The sequence below is a fragment of the Rheinheimera nanhaiensis E407-8 genome, from assembly GCF_000296695.1.
Taxonomy (GTDB): domain Bacteria; phylum Pseudomonadota; class Gammaproteobacteria; order Enterobacterales; family Alteromonadaceae; genus Alishewanella; species Alishewanella nanhaiensis.
The window spans coordinates 55,773-71,554 of record NZ_BAFK01000006.1; the positions used below are offsets into that span (position 1 = coordinate 55,773).

The following is a 15,782-nucleotide window of genomic DNA, read 5'->3' on the forward strand; positions in this document are numbered from 1 at the left end:
GTTTAACCCGGATGGTAAGCGGCCAGCTTACGCTCTATATTGCGTGGATTTTCGCCATGAGCAATAGACACCAGGCCTTCGACAATCAGCTCATGGTATAAGGTTCGTTGCTGCACCAGGCTTTTTAGCTTGTTGCCCACCGGAATAAAAATCAGGTTAGCAAAGCCGACACCGTAAATGGTGGCGACAAAGGCGGTAGCAATGCCCATGCCCAACAGCTGCGGCTCAGAAATATTGGCCATGGCTTGTATTAAACCCAACACTGCGCCTACGATGCCGATGGTGGGGCTATAGCCGCCCATCGCATCAAAAATACGCGCCCCGCGCAGCAGACGCTCGCGCTCCAGCGTCAGCTCTGCATCCAGGGTATCTTGCAACACCCGTGGCTCTATACCATCGACCAGTAAATTCAGCCCCCGGTGTAAAAACGGGTCCTGCTCGGCCAGTGCATCATTTTCCAGCGCCAGAAAACCACTGCCGCGGGCAGCACTGCCCCAGTGCACTATACGCTCGGCGGTATGGTGTAGCGGTAAAACCGATGGGCGAAACACCCAGGGCAGCATTTTCAGCCCCAGCACAAACTGATTCAGTGGCGTTTGCAGCATCACCGCCCCTAAGGTGCCGCCAAACACTATTAAAAAGGCCGGAAAGTGGATTAAGGTGCTTAAGCTGCCCCCTTCGATGACAAAGCCACCTGCAACTGCCAGCAGCGCCAACACAAAGCCACTTATCGCCAATTTATCCATGGGTCACTTCCGTTATCAGCCGGGTCGCCACATCATTCAGCGCCACTTCCATATCCATTAAGCCGGCGGCCGCTATGGCTTGCGGCATGCCATACACCACACAACTGGCTTCATCCTGTGCCCAAATTCTTGCACCGGCCTGTTTTAATAAACGTGCACCTTCACGGCCATCCGCTCCCATACCGGTGAGCACTATTGCCAGCACTTTGTCAGCAAAGGCTTTAGCGGCAGTAGCAAAGGTAATATCGACGCTGGGTTTAAAGGTAATGCGTGGCGAGTCATCTTCTTTAATACGCAGACGGGCATCGCGCTCATTGCCTTCAATCAGCATTTGTTTGCCACCAGGCGCCAGATAGGCCACCCCCGGGCGCAGCACATCGTTATCCTGTGCTTCACGCACTTCAATTTTGGCCAGCGCATTGAGCCGCTGGGCAAAGGCGCCGGTAAAGGCCGCCGGCATGTGCTGAATAAGCACTATCGGCAGCGGAAAATCAGCCGGTAAGCTGGTAATAATGCGCTGCAGCGCCACCGGGCCACCGGTTGAGGTACCGATAGCCACCAGTTTGTAACTTTTGCCGCTGGCGGTGTAGCGCCCACTGCTGACCGGTGCCACGCGCTCAGTCAGACGTGGCCGCTCCAGGCTGCTGCGACTAAGCGCCGGGCGCTCGGCAGCTTTGCTGCCCGGGCTGCTGTCAGTGCGGGGTAAGGTACTGTTGCTGTAGGTGCTACTAAAGGTAGGCCGGCCCAGTTGCCGTTTACGTGCAACCGCCCGCACCCGTTCGCGTAATAGCGTGCCGGCTTCGTCTTTGTCGCGGGCGATGTCTTCAAATTTTTTCGGCAGAAAATCGACCGCGCCGGCTTCCAAGGCGTCCAGCGTCGCCTTGGCACCTTCATGCGTCAGCGAGGAAAACATCAGAATAGGAATACGCTGCTGCGCCATGATCTCGCGCACCGCAGAGATACCATCTAACACTGGCATCTCTACGTCCATGGTGATGACGTCGGGTTTTAACGCCAGCGCTTTATCAACCGCCTCACGGCCATTTACCGCTGTGTCGATAATGCTGATATCGCCGTCTTTGGCCAGTATTTCCGTTAACCGGCGGCGAAAAAAACTCGAATCATCAACCACTAACACCCTAATCGCCATAATGCTCTCTCTTTAGGCGTGCATTTTATTGAAGCGATCAAACTTAATTTTTGATTTCTTCGCATAATGCTTCAGCAAGTTAGGCACGTCCAGAATAAGCGCTATACCACCATCGGAGGTAATAGTGGCGCCCGCCATACCCGGCGTGCCTTGCAGCAGGGCGTCCAACGGTTTAATTACCACCTCTTCCTGGCCAATCAGCGAGTCGACGACAAAGCCAACTTGCTGGGTGCCAATCTGCACAATCACCACATGGCCCTGCTCACGACGGCGTTTTTTATCTGAGCCTTTGACCAGCCAGTGCTCGAGGAAAAATAGCGGTATGGCTTTGTTGCGCACCACGACCGTTAACTGGCCATCCACCACATTGGTTTTATTCAGATCCAGATGGAATATTTCACTGACACCCGCCAGCGGCAGCGCAAAGGTTTGTTTACCCACTATCACCATTAAGGTTGGCAGGATCGCCAGCGTCAGCGGCACCTTAATCTCCAGCAAAGTGCCCTCACCCATTTTCGAGTGAATATGCACAGTACCGTTAAGCTGGGTAATTTTGGTTTTTACCACATCCATGCCGACACCGCGGCCGGAGATATCGGAGATTTGCTCTTTGGTGGAAAAACCTGGCGCAAAAATCAGGTTAAAGGCTTCAGTGTCCGACATGCGCGCTGCGGCATCGGTATCTAAAATGCCCCGCTTAATAGCAATACCTTTTAGCTTTTCCGGATCCATACCGGCACCATCATCGTGAATGGTCAGCAGTATATGATCTCCGGCCTGCGCGGCGGCAAGCTTGACCGTACCGGTGCGCTTTTTACCGGCTTTTTGCCGCACTTCCGGCATTTCGATACCGTGGTCGACAGAGTTGCGTACCAGGTGCACCAGCGGGTCGGCCAGCGCCTCGACCAGGTTTTTGTCTAAATCGGTTTCTTCGCCTTCCAGCACCAGTTCAATGTCTTTTTGCAGTGAGCGGGCTAAATCACGTACCACACGGGGGAAGCGGCCAAATACCTTCTTAATCGGCTGCATGCGGGTTTTCATCACCGCGCCCTGAATATCAGCAGTAACCACATCCAGGTTTGAGATGGCCTTGCTCATCTCTTCGTTTTGCACAGTGCCGGACAAACTGACCAGACGGTTACGTACTAACACCAGCTCTCCGACCATATTCATAATTTGGTCCAGCCGCTTGGTATCTACCCGCACTGTCGTTTCAGCCTGCGCTGCTTGCTGCGCAGCAGCGGCTTTATCAGCTGCCACGGGCGCTGCCGGTGCAGTACTGGCTGTGGGCGCCGCCGCAGCAGCTTTTGGCACAGCAGCAGGCTCGGGCTTAGGCGGCGTTGCAGCATTAGACGCTACAGCGACAGGCGCTTTGCCTTTGCCGTGTAACTGATCAAGTAAGGCCTCAAACTCGGCATCGTCAATTTCATCATCGGCTTTGCCACTGCTGGCCGGGCTGCTTGCTTTTTCTGCCGGCGCTGCTTTGTCTTCAGCTTTAGCGACCGAGTCTGGAATAAAAGAGCCTTTACCGTGCAGTTGATCGAGGATGGCTTCAAACTCGTCGTCGGTAATGTCGTCCCCTGCGGCGCTCTTGTCACCAGTGGTGGCGCTGACGGGGGCGGCCACTGCAGCAGGGGCCGGGCCAGGAGCTGCTTTTTTGCCGTGCAGCTCATCCATCAGGCGGTCAAATTCTTCTTCGGTTATCTCATCAATATCGCCTGCAGCGGCTTGCTCTGCAGCAGGTTTAGCCACGGCAGCGGGTGCAGGTTCGACGGCTGCTTTAGTAACAGCCGGTGCCGGCGCAGCTGAGCTGGACTCTGGCTCACTGTAATAATGCAGCGCATCCAGAATGGCCTGCGAAGCCGGTGTCAGCGGCTGACGGTTTTGCACTTCAACGAACATGGCATTGATGCTGTCAAGCGATTGCAAAATTACGTCCATCAGCTCAGGCGTTACGCGCCGTTTGCCGGTGCGCAGTATATCAAACACGTTTTCGGCGCCGTGACAGGCATCTACCAGTTCAGTCAGTGACAAAAAGCCGGCTCCGCCTTTTACCGTATGAAAACCACGGAAAATTGCATTAAGCAGATTGGCATCGTCAGGATTATTCTCCAGTTCTACCAGCTGCTCCTGCAATAACTCGAGGATTTCGCCGGCTTCAACCAGGAAGTCCTGCAGTATATCTTCATCCATATCAAAGCTCATGCAACGACACCTCTGTTAAAAACCTAAACTGGACAATAAATCGTCAACATCATCCTGACCGCTTACCACATCGTCACGCTCAGCCGCATCAATAATCGGGCCTTCAGCTTCATGGGCTTTCGGCTTGGCTTTGGCAGGTTTAGCCTCAGCGCTCACCATCATGCTCGACTGGCCAAAAGCGGTTAACAAACCAATCAGGCTCTCTTCAACTTCACGCACTAATTCTATGACCCGACGCAGAATTTGGCCGGTGAGATCCTGATAATCCTGCGCCATCAATACATCGGTTAACAGCGCATTGAGGGTGTTAGAGTCGCCATTGGCTTGCTGAAAAAAACCATCCAGCTGATGACACAGCGCTTTAAACTCACCCAGCTGCAACTGTCGCTGCATCAGCTTTTGCCACTGGGGTTGAATTTTAGCCAGCTGCTGTGAAATTTGATCGGCAATAGGTAAACAGGACTCCACTGCATCCATGGTGCGGTTGGCTGCCTGCTCGGTCATGTCAATAACATGGTTAAGCCGCTTTTTCGCATCAGGGATATCTTCTTCCAACAGGTTGTTAAGCGAGGGATCTATCTGGAAGTTTTTCAGTGAGTCATGCAGCTGGCGGGTTAACTTACCTACTTCAGCAAAGAGCTCCGATGAACCTGGTACAGCAAGCTGCTGTACCAGCTGATTAGCGCTGTCGTGCTCCCCCATTTCCAGTAGCTGTACCAGCTCCCTGGCCTGCTCTAGTGAAATTATAGGCGCCGTACTTGCGGACATGGCAACGCTCCTTTGTCAGTTACGGTTAGCCTATCCGTTCAAACACTTTAGCTAACTTCTCTTGCAGCGTGGCTGCGGTAAAAGGTTTTACAATATAGCCATTTACCCCGGCCTGCGCCGCAGCAATGATCTGCTCTTTCTTCGCCTCGGCCGTTACCATCAGCACCGGGATATGTTTTAACTTAGCGTCGGCCCGGATGGCGCGCAGCAAGTCGATGCCTTGCATACCCGGCATATTCCAGTCGGTTACCACAAAGTCGAAGTCGCCGTTTTGCAGCATGGGCAAGGCAGTGCTGCCATCGTCCGCTTCAGATACATTAGTAAAGCCAAGGTCACGCAACAGGTTTTTTATTATGCGTCTCATGGTAGAGAAATCGTCTACCACCAGAATTTTCATGTTTTTATCCAAAATCCCCTCCGGCGAGATATTACTGTTATCTCAGAATAGGTTACAACCAATCCTGCATTCTGGCTTTTAATCTGACCAATGCCTGACTATGTATTTGACTGATCCGGGACTCACTGACATTCAGCACAGCCCCAATCTCTTTTAAGTTTAGCTCGTCATTATAATACAGCGAAAGCACTAATGCTTCACGCTCAGGTAAACTGCTGATTGTTTTTGCTAAATCCTGATGGAAGCTATCATTTGCCTGTGTTTCATATAAGTGGTCGCAATCTGAGTCGCCTGAGGTGACCAGCACATCCTCTGACACCCCCAGATCTTCAATCCCGATAATACGACCACTGCTGATATCACTTAACATATGATGGTATTCATCCAAAGATATATCAAGTTTTTCAGCAACTTCAATGTCTTTTACATCACGGCCGTGTAACGCTTCCAGCTCGGCAATGGTTTCGGCGATCAGGCGGGCGTTGCGATGCACTGAGCGGGGCGTCCAGTCGCCGCGGCGCATTTCATCCAGCATAGCGCCCCGAATACGGATACCGGCAAAGGTTTCAAAACTGGCACCTTTGCTGCCATCGAAATTTTTTGCCGCTTCAATCAGGCCAATCATGCCAGACTGAATTAAATCATCTACCAGCACGCTGGCCGGTAAACGCGCCATTAAATGGTAAGCAATACGTTTGACTAAAGGTGCGTGGCGCTCGACCAGTTGCTGCATATGGTCGACTCCGCCATAGGCTGCAATTTTGCTGTTCACGCCAGCCCCCTGTCTGCCTGTGGTTGAACCAGTTGTTCAAGAAAAAATTCCAGATGACCGGAAGCTGTAGCCGGCAACGGCCATTTGGCGGCTTTTAATGCCAGGCTTTTAATTGCCATACTGGCTGCCGTTTTTGGAAAAGCATCAACAAAGGCTTTTTGTTTACGCGCGGCTTTACGCACATTTTCATCATAGGGAATGGTGGCCACCAGCTCCAGATTCACGTCTAAAAAGCGATCTGTGACCCGGGTGAGCTTAGCAAACAGCTCCTGCCCTTCTTTTAAACTGCGCACCATATTGGCGACAATTTTAAATTTTTCTACCCCATGATCGCGGCTTAAAATTTTCATCAAGGCATAAGCGTCGGTTATGGATGAAGGTTCATCACATACCACGACCATCACATCCTGCGAGGCGCGGGAGAAACTCAGTACCATATCAGAAATGCCGGCGGCAGTATCAACCAACAGCACGTCAACCGGTGTTTTAAGTTCACTGAAGGCGCGAATAAGGCCGGCATGTTCGGCCGGCGCCAGCTCGGTCATATTTTGCGAGCCGGAAGTGGCCGGGATAATTTTAATACCAAAGGGGCCGTCAATAATGATGTCATCCAGCTCAGCTTCACCGGCTAACACGTGCGAGAGGTTTTTTTCTACCCTAAGGCCCAGCATTACATCACAGTTGGCCAGGCCCAGATCGGCATCCAGTACCAGTACCCGTTTGCCCAGTTGCGCCAGCGACATGGCAAGATTTAGCGTAACGTTGGTTTTACCCACGCCGCCTTTACCACCGGTTACTGATATTACCTTTACCATCTGCTTATTCATTTTTCTCAGGCCACTGGCTTGATCATCAATATTTACATGACTATGCATAGGTTCCGTCCGCGCGGCTCATCCCGTCGTTGTACCACTGATGTGCCGTACTGCTATGTGCGATTCGTAATTTCTCTGCCTGCTGCACCAGGGTATGGGCATCGGCAACCGCTATATCTTCCGGTACACGTTGCCCGTTGGTCAAGTAACTGACCGGCAGTGCATTGGCTATAGCGACATTGATCACTTCACCCAAACTTAAGCATTCATCAAGTTTGGTGAAAATACAACCAGAGAGGGGAATGCGTTTAAAATGCATGACGCTTTCCTGCATTACCCTTGATTGCGCTGTGGCAGACAATACCAGATAACTTTTTATTTTGACACGACTATTATGCACCAGCGTGGCAAGTTTCTCCGCCAAACGGACATCGCGCTGGCTCATGCCGGCGGTGTCGATAAGAATAAGTTTACGCTGTTGTAACTGATTAATTAACAGTGCCAGCTCATCGCTGTCTTTCGCCTGCTTTACCGGACAGCCGATAATACGGCCAAAGGTGGCCAGTTGCTCAAAAGCGCCGATCCGGTAACTGTCGGTGGTGATAAGCGCCACCTGATCAGCGCCGTGCCGCTTGGCAAATTCGGCCGCCAGTTTCGCTACAGTGGTGGTTTTGCCTACACCGGTCGGGCCAACCAGCGCCACTACGCCACCACGGCGCAAAATGTCATCGTTAGTGGTACTTAACTGGCCGCTTAACAGCTCCAGTGCCGCTTGCCAGGCATCGGTAGTGTTAAGATCTTCAGGCATAAAGCACGCCAGTTGATCAGCCACTTGTTCAGATAAGCCCAGCTGCTGCAGATGTTCAATTACCAGCGCACGCACCGGCTCCCGCCGTGCCAAATCCTGCCACATTAAACCGGAGACCTGATGTTGCAGCAGCTGGCGCATTGACAGCATTTCATTGCGCATCGCGTCCATTTGCTGTTGCACCAGCTTCGCTTGCTGCTCCTGCTGTTTGGTCAGCTCGGTCAGTTGCAGCGGGTTAATGGCCTGCACTGATGCAGTGCCAGAAGTTTGACGCTCAAAGGCAGCGGCCCGGGCAGGCTGCGCCGCTGCAGGCTTAACTGCCGCGCCCTGACTAACCTGCTGTTTAATCATTTGCCGTGCCAGCAACGCTTTTAACGAGTCGGCAGGCGCGCCGGCCGGCTCGGCCATATCGGTATCATCAGCTACAGTGGCAACAAAACGCGGCTGCGCGGGCTTGGCCGCTGCTACCGGTGCCTTTACACTGGCCTGCGCTTCCTGGTCAATAGCGGCAACAATTTCAACACCTTCAGCGACTTTTTTATTGGACAGAATAATGGCGTCCGGCCCGAGAAAGTCTTTTACTTCCTGCAAGGCGGTGCGCATATCTTTTGCTACAAAGCGTTTAATTTTCATCTGTTAACTCCTAGCTTGCCTGGCCAATAACGCTGACAATGCGAATTTGTTTATCGTCCGGTATTTCCTGATAGGACAATACCCGAAGCCCTGGAATGGTGTATTTCACGAATCGTGCCATTACCGAGCGTAAAATTCCTGACGTCAGTAACACTGCGCTGTCGCCGTTTAACTCCTGCTCCTGATGCGCTTGCTGCAATGATTGCTGTATGCGATCGGCAAGGCCAGGCTCTATGCCGGCGCCATCGTTACCGGCGGCCTGCATCGACTGATGCAGCATCTGCTCTAATTCGGGCGCAAAGGTAATCACCGGAATTTCTTTGCGGCTACCACCCACTTCCTGCACGATTAAGCGGCGCAGCGCGATACGACAAGCCGCAGTTAATACTTCTACGTCCTGACTCTTGGCACCGTATTCCACCAGCGTTTGCACTATGGTGCGCATATCACGGATCGGCACGCCTTCATTGAGCAGGTTTTGTAGCACTTTTACTACCGCTGTCAGCGGCAGCGTATCCGGCACCAGCCCTTCAACCAACTTCGGCGAGTGTTTAGCCAGCATATCCAGCAGGTTTTGTACTTCTTCATGGCCGAGTAAACTGGCGGCATGGTTAGTTAAAATCTGGCTTAAATGGGTTGCCACCACCGTGGCTGCGTCCACCACGGTGTAGCCCAGGGTTTGTGCATGCTCGCGCTGATCTTTGGCTATCCATACTGCATCCAGGCCAAAAGCCGGATCTTTAGTGGCAATGCCTTTTACTGTGCCAAACACCTGGCCGGGGTTAATGGCCAGCTCGTTATCATGGCGCAGCTCGCCCTCGCCGCTGGTCACACCCATTAATGTCATGCGATAGCTGTTGGGCTCTAAATCCAGGTTGTCGCGGATATGCACGGCGGGAATAAGAAAGCCCAGCTCTTGTGACAGTTTTTTGCGCACCCCTTTAATGCGGCTTAACAGCTCACCACCCTGGGATTTGTCAACCAGCGGAATTAAGCGGTACCCCACCTCCAGGCCGATAGTGTCTACGCCCTGCACGTCGTCCCAGCCGATTTCTTTTACCACATTGGATTCTACCGGTGCCACCGGGTTATTATTGCGGCTAAGTAGCTCAGCGCTCACTTCTTTTTGCCGTTTATGAATAAAGTAGGCACTGGCGCCCACCACAGCGGCCAGCGATAAAAAGGCAAAGTGCGGCATGCCAGGCACTATGCCCATCAGGGTTAACACACCGGTCGCGACATACAACACCTGCACATTGCCCAGCTGGGCACTCATTTGCTCGCCCATGTTTTCCGACTTGTTCTGCCGGGTAACGATAATGGCAGTACCAATGGACAACAGCAGGCCGGGAATTTGTGCAACCAGGCCATCACCGATGGTCAGCAGGGTATAAATTTCCATCGCCTCGCCAAACGACAGGTCGTGCTGCATCATGCCGATAAACAAGCCACCGACCAGGTTAATCACCAAAATGACAATACCGGCGATCGCGTCACCTTTAACAAATTTACTGGCACCGTCCATCGAGCCATAAAAGTCGGCTTCACTGGTCACTTCTTCGCGTCTTTTACGTGCATCTTCCTGCGTAATTAACCCCGAGTTTAAATCGGCATCTATTGCCATTTGCTTGCCCGGCATCGCATCTAAGGTAAAACGGGCAGTTACCTCGGCAATACGGCCGGCACCTTTGGTGACCACCACAAAGTTAATAATGATCAGAATTAAGAACACGACGATACCGACGGCATAGTTGCCGCCGATCACTACTGAGCCGAAGGCTTCTATCACTTTACCGGCAGCATCGGGGCCGTTATGGCCCTCCAGTAATACCACCCGGGTACTGGCGACATTCAGCGCCAGCCGCATTATGGTGGCCACCAGCAAAATGGCGGGGAAAATCGCAAAATCCAGTGGCCGCAGGGTGTAAATGGTGACCAGCAACACCACCAGCGCCAGGGCGATATTAAACGAGAACAGGATATCGAGCAGCATAGGTGGCAGTGGCAGCACCACCATGGCCAGCGCCGCCAGAATAAACAACGGTGTGCCCAGGCCCTTAGCAAAGGCGAACTTTGAGCGGTCGAACTTGGTAAAGTAACTGGCTAACTGCATGACAACCCTGACAGTAAATTGGCGCTATGCAGCTGTTCAGCAAGAAGTGTTCCAAAAAAGGCTGCAAACGCAGCCTTTATGAACAGTCAGAATTATTACAGCTTGAACAAAATTAATCTCAGCTACCTAAAGCCTTCCATGACACTTCGATATCTCTGGCACAAATAGACCAAACCTTTCCGGCAACCCACTCAATCTGATGCATAAACATCTGGCAGTCAATTTTATGCGACTTGTAAGCATCATAAAATAGAAATTGCTCATAGCGCCAAGTTAAAGAACGTACCGAAATAAAATCTTCATTAGGAATATCTAACTTAAAAACGCCTTTATATACGATCTCAATTTCAAACGGTTGCGCCACATATGCACGCTTAACTAACTTTAGCTTCACACTCGCATTCTCTGTTCCGGGCTCGCTCATGATAAACGACTCAAGATCTGCATAGTATGGTGCATTTGAAGCGCTTCCACCGTACCAGTTTTCATTTTCAAGCAGTTCAAGAACACTGCGGGGAAACCTAGAGCAATTGTCTTTCACGTAAACATTATATATATCAAAAAACAAGCCAGGATTTTTAACGTTATCAAGCTGTTGGCTTAGTTTAAAAGTCATTTGAATTACCCTACAATTTGAATTTTTAAATACACAACTCACACTCGTTCGCTGCAATATAGCTTTGTACGGCAATATCTAAGATCATTAGTGGTCCCATTCCTCTCACCATTATTGTACGGGGATAATGCCCGCCAAAGTTTGGTCCTTTTATATTTGCAGTTCCTTTTGGAGGAATTAGCCCACGAGCTCTGGCTTGCTCGGCGACCTGGCCTCTAGCCGAATTACAGACATTTTCAGGTACACCTGCCGGAGTACCTGAATGCCCGTGCTTGTTAATCCAATTACCGTCTGGCCCCATTACACCTCGTTCAACTCCCTTTGCATCATAAACATGCAATTCAAATAAGGCTCTCCCTCCATAGTTAAAAGAGTCAACCCGTCCAGTGAAACCACTACCAAGATTGACTTCACTTAAACCTGAGGGATCAATTAATACAATGGGATTGGCACCAACATACCCATAAGTATTTAACCCACCCGCCAGACCAATAGGATCACTCTGCAAATACCGCCCTAAAGTCGCATCATAGTCGCGGAAGTAGTTATACCAGCTTTGCTTTTCAGCATCCCAGTATTGGCCAGGGAAGCCGATATTAAACTCGCCTATGCTACTGGTTAACACTGAACGGTCAAACGCTTCCAGCTTCGCCCGCCAGACAATGGCTTTGCTGGCGTTGGTAATCACCTCCGGCCGGCCTAAGTGGTCGTTATGCACATAATACAACTGGTTGTTGTTGATATACCCTACCAGTTGGCCTTGAAAGTAAATATATTGCTTTGCCGTGCCTTCAGCCAACAGCTGGCCTTCTGGGCTGTAGATAAAGCGGGTAATGTTGCTGCCTACCTTTTTATACACCCGCTGACCTATTGCGTTGTATGCGTAATCAGTAGAACCGGCTTTTACCATGCGATTATCATTGTTATAAGTGTAAGCGAAGTTACTGCCGTCAAAACGCTTTTCATTAGTCACATTCCCGTTGGCATCGTAGGTAAATACCCTGGTTTGGCTACCACGGGTTACCTGATTAAGCCGGTTGGAGGCGGTGTTAATGGCATAGCTCTCCGAAATAGCCCCGCTGCGCGCAGTACGGTTACCCAAGTCGTCATAGCTAAAGTTGTGATTACCAAGACCGGTGCTACTAATGTTTGTTAACCGGTTTAGCTTGTCATAAGTAAAGGTCTGCGTATATGCAGTATTAATGCCATTGGTAATTTTGGTTATATTGCCATCACCATCATAGGCAAAGTTTAACCTTTGTATAGTATCGGTTATGACACCACTAACTCTGAAATCGGTGTTGTAATAAATATTACGTTTTAAACCATTACCAAAGGTCCATTCTTTTATGGGTGCAAAAGGTAGCTTTTTAATTCCGGAAATCAAACTACGGTTTACACCGTTAATACTAACAGTGATCGTCGCCGGAACGCCATATACATCATAACCATAGGTTACCTTATTGCCGCCGGGATATGTCAAAGTGCTAACGCGCCCTAGAGTATCGTAACTCCAGTTAGTTTGATAACTGGTTCCTTGGATAACGCTGGTTTGTCTGGTTAAAGAGCCCCAACTACCATACTCGTATGAAGTAGAACCGCTATCATCGCTAAACCCAGTTAACTTACCTTGAGCATAGATACCATTGTCATAATACCAATTATGCGTAGTATTGGTTGTTTTACGCGTGACACGTCCTAAATCGTCATAGATATAGCTTGAAGTTCTGTTGCGGGCATCGCGTTTAGTCTCCAACCTTCCTGCATTGTCATAGTTCAACACACTTGTGCCGGTATCCGGGCTGATTTGCTGCTCTATATCGGTAAGGGCATTCCTGCTATAACTTGTCACTTTACTGCGTGCATCAGTAACGCTTTTTAACCCTCTTACATCATGAGCAAAGCGGGTTGTTTTACCGTTCGCATCAGTTTGTCCGGTAATTCTATCCAACGCATCATAAATATAGCTTATCGTATATCCTTTGGTATTTTTTTCAGAAATGACATTTCCGTTTTTGTCATATAAGAAATTCCTTTGATTTTCTCTACCTAGCAACCCTTGAACATCATAAACATAAGTTTTGGAGTAAATTGGGCTAACATAATCATAGCATTCATCTACATAAGGAGGGTCGTAATAGCACTGAGAGTATACATTGTCAGGATCTATGATACTTTCAAAGGACACATTTCCAAGAAGATTATAAGAAAAATTATGTGAATAGACCTTACCTGCGCGAACCTGCTCTTTAGACAATAATCTGCCAGCAGGATCATACTTGTATGCCATAGAGAAACCAGAACTATGAACTTCTGACGAAACTTTATCGAACTGATTATAGGTATACTGGATGCTTGAAACATTTCCGTCTGCTGCAACTTTGTCATGCTTTATTACCTTACTACGCTTATCGTAGGTAAAAGCTTCCTGAGTTCCATCAGGGTAGGTTATCCTTCCAACATTACCCAAAGTATCGTAATTACTATAAGTAGTTGTATGCAGCATCGGGTCGGTATACCGAATGAGATTTCCTGATGTATCGTAATCTATTGTTGAAGTTGCGCCATCAGGGGCAGTAATAGTTAATTTCTGAATGCCGTTATTGCTGTAGTATTGATAATTATAAGATGTCGTTAAGTCACGACTATCAGCTATTGCCTGTTGGCTCGTTATATTCATACGATCATCGTAGCTATAACGGCGTGTCATACCACCGGTTTCTGTAACTTCAGTGGGCAAATTAAGTACCGTATCCCAACTGTAGCCATAAGTAATGCTAGCTGTAGTTCCATCTGCTACTTTTTTCGTAGCTAGCTTTCCATCTGCATATGTATAGGCGGTGCGGTTACCTTTCCAGTCCATTTCGAAGGTCTTATTACCAGCACTATCATAAATGGTTTGCTGGCTGGCAGCCTCACAGTATGCGCTACCGTCTTTATCAACACGACTTAGCCGGCTCTTTGATGTGCTTGTATATACATAGGTTGTTTTATGTCCTAAAGGGTTGGTTACCACTGTAGTAATGCCATTGTAGACGAAACTATATTTATCAATATTCTGGCTGTGTCTGGTTTCTATTGCACGCCCTGAACTATCATAAGTAAACCAGGAATAACGGGAGGAGCCTAACGTCACTCCGGTTAAAGCAAAAGGAAAGCGACTATCTTCGTAGTGATAAGTCTTGCTGCTAGCATCCGGAAAACTCACTTTTGCCAGAACACCGTTGGTATAGCTATAACTATACTGATTACCGGCGTTATCTTTAATATTGCTGATCCTGTTACCGGACCAAGCAACTGTTAGCTTTCGCCCGTTAGAGTGACTGATACTGGTTACTTTCCCATTGGTATAAGTGTATGTATGGGTGACGCCCGGTCCATTTGGTTGTTTTGAGTAGGTTATTTTGATTAGCTTACCTTGGGCATTGTATGTTTCGTAGGTATTATTTTCTTTCCTGAAAATCCAGTTACCAACTGTATCCTTATAAATATAATTTTTACCAGATGCCGTTTTATAAGCATTTAACCAGCCAACGTAAGGCACATTAAAGTATTCTGCTTGAAAACTAACTTCCAAGCCATTTTCATCGATGACTTTCGGGCCAGAGGAAGCTACGCTGGTTAAATCCAGCCTCTTATCAACTAAAGTGCCCCAGCCTTTGCCCATAGCCCCGTCAAAATCATTCTTACTGGAGTAACTTCTTACTATAGCTAACGGATACTGCTCTTTACCAATAAAGTCGATGTCGTACTCGACCTTTTTCCCACTCGATACAACGACAGGGTTGCCACACTTTTCGTCTTCTGCTGGAGACTCATTTTGACTGACATCAGAGGAAGTGAATTCTGATGGCTGTTCATAAGAACCACTATGATCGTACGCCCAACTCCAGCCTCCGGACCATCCCCAGCCACCACCACTAGCCCAACACGCTTCCTGCGGAACACTGCCATTACCACTATTAGTGTAAACGGTTTTGCAATGTGCTTCTGCTTCAGCAGGTGATAGCCCTGCTAACGCCAAAGCCGCAAGTGCATAATATTTCTTTTGCATTGATATTCTCTTAAATTAAGATTGGATAATAATTGGGTATGTTATGTCTGGTAACAACGTCCGGACATTCTTATAAATACTGTTGATCAACTGCTGCTTTTTGCCGATATCTGTTTGGAGTAAGAACGCTTTTATTGCTATTGAGGTTTCGCCAAAATCTGTCGTAAGAATATTCATCTGTTGTTTAATTGCGCAGGGCGGAACCCCAGCAATATAAAATAGACATTTTTTAACGATATTAATGAAATCATTACTGTAAATTAGGTAAAAATAGCGATCTTGCTGATTACAGCTAAGTTTTTGGTAGCAACTTTCCAAAGTGTAAGTTAACCTTGTTAACTGATCAGGAGCTAACATAGGTCTATAAATTTGTTTGATTTGTTTTGCCGTTTTCAGTAACAATGTTATCGGTTCAGCGTCAGTAACATTTTGACCTGTTGAAAAGGCGCTAAGCCATAAAGGCTCCCGCGCTCGCAACATCTCAAACGCCTGTTCCAGCGACATTTCAAAAATATCAAACACGGCATCTTCAATCTTGTGAATCTTATGAGTAAATACCGATTCTGTAGTAAACAATACTATATCGGTATCACTGTCCGGTTTGGGGCTATTCAGTTGCGAGCCAAAAAGTACAGCGCCTGTGTACTTGGGATCTATCAGAAAAAGTTTTTTTATTTTTTCTATCACATTTCCTCCTTGAAAAGC

At 48.8% G+C, this 15,782-nt stretch carries 12 protein-coding genes; all 12 read right to left on the bottom strand.

Features of this window, described 5'->3' with window-relative positions:
* Positions 1-2 precede the first annotated feature (2 nt).
* The gene (locus RNAN_RS06495; protein ID WP_008220027.1) at positions 3-746 is read right to left on the bottom strand and encodes a flagellar motor protein; all 744 of its coding nucleotides are present in this window, start codon (positions 744-746) and stop codon (positions 3-5) included.
* The gene (locus RNAN_RS06500; RefSeq protein ID WP_008220028.1) at positions 739-1,896 is read right to left on the bottom strand and encodes a protein-glutamate methylesterase/protein-glutamine glutaminase; all 1,158 of its coding nucleotides are present in this window, start codon (positions 1,894-1,896) and stop codon (positions 739-741) included. Before RNAN_RS06500 ends, RNAN_RS06495 begins: the two co-directional genes overlap by 8 nt.
* A 12-nt stretch (positions 1,897-1,908) precedes the next feature.
* Complete coding sequence (locus tag RNAN_RS06505) at positions 1,909-4,101, bottom strand: chemotaxis protein CheA (protein ID WP_008220029.1); 2,193 nt, start codon at positions 4,099-4,101, stop codon at positions 1,909-1,911.
* A 15-nt stretch (positions 4,102-4,116) separates the two neighbouring features.
* Positions 4,117-4,869, bottom strand: a complete 753-nt coding sequence (locus tag RNAN_RS06510; protein WP_008220030.1) for a protein phosphatase CheZ — start codon at positions 4,867-4,869, stop codon at positions 4,117-4,119.
* Positions 4,870-4,894: 25 nt separating this feature from the next.
* Positions 4,895-5,266 (bottom strand): chemotaxis response regulator CheY, encoded by a 372-nt coding sequence (cheY, locus tag RNAN_RS06515; RefSeq protein ID WP_206109480.1) that lies wholly within the window; start codon positions 5,264-5,266, stop codon positions 4,895-4,897.
* A 52-nt stretch (positions 5,267-5,318) separates the two neighbouring features.
* Positions 5,319-6,038 carry an RNA polymerase sigma factor FliA gene (locus RNAN_RS06520; RefSeq protein WP_008220032.1) on the bottom strand — a complete coding sequence of 240 codons (720 nt, stop codon included), beginning with the start codon at positions 6,036-6,038 and terminating at the stop codon, positions 5,319-5,321.
* Positions 6,035-6,913 (bottom strand): MinD/ParA family protein, encoded by an 879-nt coding sequence (locus RNAN_RS06525; RefSeq protein WP_008220036.1) that lies wholly within the window; start codon positions 6,911-6,913, stop codon positions 6,035-6,037. The genes RNAN_RS06520 and RNAN_RS06525 overlap by 4 nt, the downstream gene beginning before the upstream one ends.
* Positions 6,906-8,294: a flagellar biosynthesis GTPase FlhF gene (gene flhF / locus RNAN_RS06530; RefSeq protein ID WP_008220037.1), complete on the bottom strand. Its 1,389-nt coding sequence runs from the start codon at positions 8,292-8,294 to the stop codon at positions 6,906-6,908. The genes RNAN_RS06525 and flhF overlap by 8 nt, the downstream gene beginning before the upstream one ends.
* A 10-nt stretch (positions 8,295-8,304) precedes the next feature.
* Positions 8,305-10,407, bottom strand: coding sequence for a flagellar biosynthesis protein FlhA (gene flhA, locus RNAN_RS06535; RefSeq protein ID WP_008220038.1), 2,103 nt, complete (start codon positions 10,405-10,407; stop codon positions 8,305-8,307).
* A gap of 118 nt (positions 10,408-10,525) precedes the next feature.
* The gene (locus RNAN_RS06540) at positions 10,526-11,023 is read right to left on the bottom strand and encodes a hypothetical protein (protein WP_040551824.1); all 498 of its coding nucleotides are present in this window, start codon (positions 11,021-11,023) and stop codon (positions 10,526-10,528) included.
* A gap of 25 nt (positions 11,024-11,048) precedes the next feature.
* Positions 11,049-15,077, bottom strand: coding sequence for an RHS repeat-associated core domain-containing protein (locus RNAN_RS06545; RefSeq protein WP_008220041.1), 4,029 nt, complete (start codon positions 15,075-15,077; stop codon positions 11,049-11,051).
* Positions 15,078-15,092: 15 nt separating this feature from the next.
* Positions 15,093-15,764 carry a hypothetical protein gene (locus RNAN_RS06550; RefSeq protein ID WP_008220042.1) on the bottom strand — a complete coding sequence of 224 codons (672 nt, stop codon included), beginning with the start codon at positions 15,762-15,764 and terminating at the stop codon, positions 15,093-15,095.
* Positions 15,765-15,782: the final 18 nt, after the last annotated feature.